Annotated in this window: 2 protein-coding genes; both read right to left on the reverse strand. The window is 38.1% G+C overall.

Annotation, left to right across the window (positions count from 1 at the left end; all coding sequences use genetic code 11):
• On the reverse strand, positions 1 to 1,808 hold a 1,808-nt coding region (locus AC3AX0_RS09040), incomplete at its 3' end, for an AIR synthase-related protein (protein WP_487549971.1).
• Positions 1,809 to 1,943: 135 nt separating this feature from the next.
• Positions 1,944 to 3,755, reverse strand: a complete 1,812-nt coding sequence (locus AC3AX0_RS09045; protein WP_487549972.1) for an amidohydrolase — start codon at positions 3,753 to 3,755, stop codon at positions 1,944 to 1,946.
• Positions 3,756 to 3,818: the final 63 nt, after the last annotated feature.

Below are 3,818 nucleotides of genomic sequence, written 5' to 3' on the forward strand. Positions count from 1 at the left end.
CTTGAAATGTCAAGTATTGAATCGCCTCTCCACTTCATCACAAGTCTTCCAGTATTAGTAACTTTAGCAACTATTGCAGTTTCAAGATTTTCCGTATATGCCAGCTTAATAAACTCATCTACATCTTTTTCATCTACAACAACAGCCATTCTTTCCTGCGATTCCGATATTGAAAGCTCTGTTCCATCTAGACCGTCATACTTCTTAAGAACCTTGTCAAGGTTAATGTCAAGGCTGTCTGCAAGCTCTCCAATGGCAACCGAAACTCCACCGGCGCCAAAGTCGTTGCATTTCTTTATTATCTTGCTCAATTTTTCATTTCTAAAGAGTCTTTGAATCTTTCTTTCTTCAGGTGCATTTCCTTTCTGAACCTCGGATCCGCATACAAGAATCGACTCCTCGTCATGCTCCTTGGAGGAACCTGTTGCTCCACCGCATCCGTCTCTTCCTGTTCTTCCACCTACGAGTATTATTATGTCTCCAGGGTCGGATTCAAGCCTTACTACATTTTCCTTTGGTGCAGCAGCAATTACAGCTCCGATTTCCATTCGTTTTGCCCTGTAGTCATCGTGATATATTTCTTCAACCTTGCCTGTTGCAATTCCTATCTGATTTCCATATGAACTGTATCCGTGAGCAGCCTCAGTTGTAATCTTCACCTGAGGTAGTTTTCCCTGCAGAGTCTCCGACAAGTCAACAGTAGGGTCTCCGCTTCCAGTTACCCTCATTGCCTGATATACATAAGATCTTCCAGAAAGGGGATCCCTTATTGATCCTCCAAGACAAGTTGCAGCACCTCCGAAAGGTTCTATCTCTGTTGGATGGTTATGTGTCTCGTTTTTGAACATCACAAGCCATTTTTCAGTTTTCCCGTCTATGTCCGCATCAACTTCTATTGAACAGGCATTGATTTCACTTGAAACTTCAAGATCATCAAGTTTTCCAACTTTTCTCAAATGCTTCATGGCAAGAATTGCGATGTCCATTAAACATTCATCTTTATCTTCAATCCTGTCGCCGTATACTTCTTTTCTAATATTTACATATCTGTTATATGTATTTTTTATGTCCTTTGAAATGATTCCATCTTCAAATTCAATATTGTCAAATTCCGTCTGGAAAGTTGTATGTCTACAGTGATCGGACCAGTAAGTGTCTATTACCTTTAGCTCTGTAATAGTAGGATTTCTCTTTTCTTCCTCCCTGAAATACTGCTGGCAGAACAAAAGATCTTCCCTGCTCATTGCAAATCCCATTTCAACTCTGTAATTCTCAACCGCTTCTTCTGAATAATCTGTAAAACCTTCACAGACAGCAACAGCCGGAGGTTCAGGGTATATATCTTCCAACGATACTGGCATTTCCATCGCTGCTTCTCTTGAATCTACCGGATTTATATAATAGTTCTTTATTCTTTTTACATCTTCCCGACTTACATCGCCTTCTATGTCTATGATTTTAGCATATTTCACTACAGGTCTTTCTCCTGAACTAAGAATCTGGATGCACTGTGCTGCCGAGTCGGCTCTCTGGTCGTATTGTCCCGGAAGATATTCAACTCCAAAAACACTACTGCCAAGGTCTACACCATTTAGATGAACATTATCCTGATTGTTCTCTGAAAAAACAGATATGACAGCCTGATTGAAAACATCGTCTTCAATTCTGGATACATCATATCTGTTTAGGATTCTTACCTTATTAATATTATCAATTTTAAGATTTTCTGTCAGTTCCTTCATTAGATGACTGCTTTCGACATCAAAACCGGGTCTTTTTTCAACAAATACTCTTTTTACTCCACCCATAATATTCTTCTCCTTAAGCTAATTGAATGTAGTAACATAATACAAAAAAAACTGTAATATGTCAATGATTTTTAGGAATTTTTTCTTGTGAATTCCAAAATAAAGTTCGTCATGTGACGAACTTTATAATTTTTATCACATAGTATTATTTGTGGAATATTCGATTTCTCCGTTTATTACAGTCATTTCAACGGATACATCCTTTATGCCTTCAGGATCAATTTTGAAGATATTTTCTGAAAGAACTGTGAAATCTGAAAACATTCCTTTTTCAAGAACACCTTTTTTATCTTCCTCACTTGTCATTCTGGCAGAATTTACAGTATAACATTTCAATGCTTCCTTTACTGTCAATCTTTGCTCAGGCTTCCATCCATCTTCAGGCAATCCATCAAAGTCCTTTCTAGTGACTGCTGCATAAATATTTTCAAGAGGATTAGGGCTTTCAACAGGAGTATCAGTTCCAAAGGAAGGTTTTAGACTCATATCCACAAAAGTTTTCCAGTTGTATGAATATTTGGCCCTCTCAGTACCTACCCGGCTTTCAACAATCTTCCAGTCATTCACAGTAAATACAGGCTGTATATATGCTCCCACACTAAATTCTCTAAATTTATTAAACAGATCCTCATTCATTATCTGGCAATGCACGATTCCATCCATCAATTCTATTTCCTTGTTTATATTTCTAGACTTATGTATAGCATCCAGAACAATATCTATCATCTTGTCACCTATGGCGTGAACAGCTACCGGAATATTGTTTTTATGGGCAAGGTCTATAAATTCATATATCTGTTCCTCTGTGTAAGCTGATATTCCTGAATTCCCTTCGTCGTCTGAATATTCCTCATATAGAAAAGCTGTCCTTGCTCCAAGGGATCCATCTGCAAGAAGCTTAAGTGGTCCTACTCTGAATCTGTCGTCCAGATCTATGCCATGGGCTCCTCTTTCAATAAATTCCCTGAAGTTTTCAAGCTTGAAGAATAAACATTGCTCCGTAATCCTAAGCTTTAGTCTTTCTTTTTTCACAAGGTTCACATAGGCTTTAATGCTATTTTCCCAGCCTCCACCCGGGTGCTGAAGATCATCAGTCTGAACACTTGTTATTCCAAAAGCAAGTAGCTTTTTCTGAGCATTTTCTACTACTGTCATTATTTCATCAACAGAAGCACCTTCTTCCTTGTCCATAAGAAGAGATAAAGCATTTTCCTTCAATATGCCTGTAAGTCTTCCTTTTTCATCCTTTTCAACCTCTCCACCTTCAATAAAAACATCATCATCAATGTTGAAATATTCAAGTGCCTTTGAATTCACACAGGTGACATGACCACATACCCTTGTGAATATCACAGGAATCTCAGATGATATCCTGTCAAGGTCGTCTCTCGTAGGAAATCTTCTGTCCTCGAATTTTTCCTGGTTCCATCCCCTTCCAACAAGAGATCCACTGCCCACTTTTTCCCTTTCTTCAATAGAAAAGAGCCCTGCATCTACCAAATCCTCTACAGATTCTGCATTTCTCAATTCCACAAATTCAAGACTCTTCCCAAATGAATAGAGATGCATATGGGAATCGTTGAATCCCGGCACTGCAATCTTTCCTTCAAGGTCGATTTTCCTGTCTGTCTTTGGTCCGTAATTCTTCATTATTTCATCATCATAACCAAGATCCTTTATGATGCCATTTTCCACATAAATCGCTGAATATATATTGTCTTGGTTATCCATTGAATAAAACTTTCCGTTATAGAATATCCTTCTTTCAATCATTTCCGTCTTCCTTTTTTTCCTGCTTTCTATATAGAATCCAGCTGCCGCAATAACTAGTCCTGTAATCATTCCTACAGCTACAATACTACCCTGCCTCATTTCATTCATGAAAAATCCTATTAGAAATGAAGTTACGAAAACAATCAATCCCGTAATCTTTATTCTTGAAATCATAAGACCTCCTGAATATCAACACTCTCCCATCCGTTTTCTGTAAGTATATTTACACATCTGCAT

This window comes from Dethiosulfatibacter sp. (assembly GCF_983023055.1).

Bases quoted from the DNA above. Each gene is read 5' to 3' on its own strand.
- AC3AX0_RS09045 (WP_487549972.1), bottom strand. From the start codon at position 3,755: ATGATTTCAAGAATAAAGATTACGGGATTGATTGTTTTCGTAACTTCA.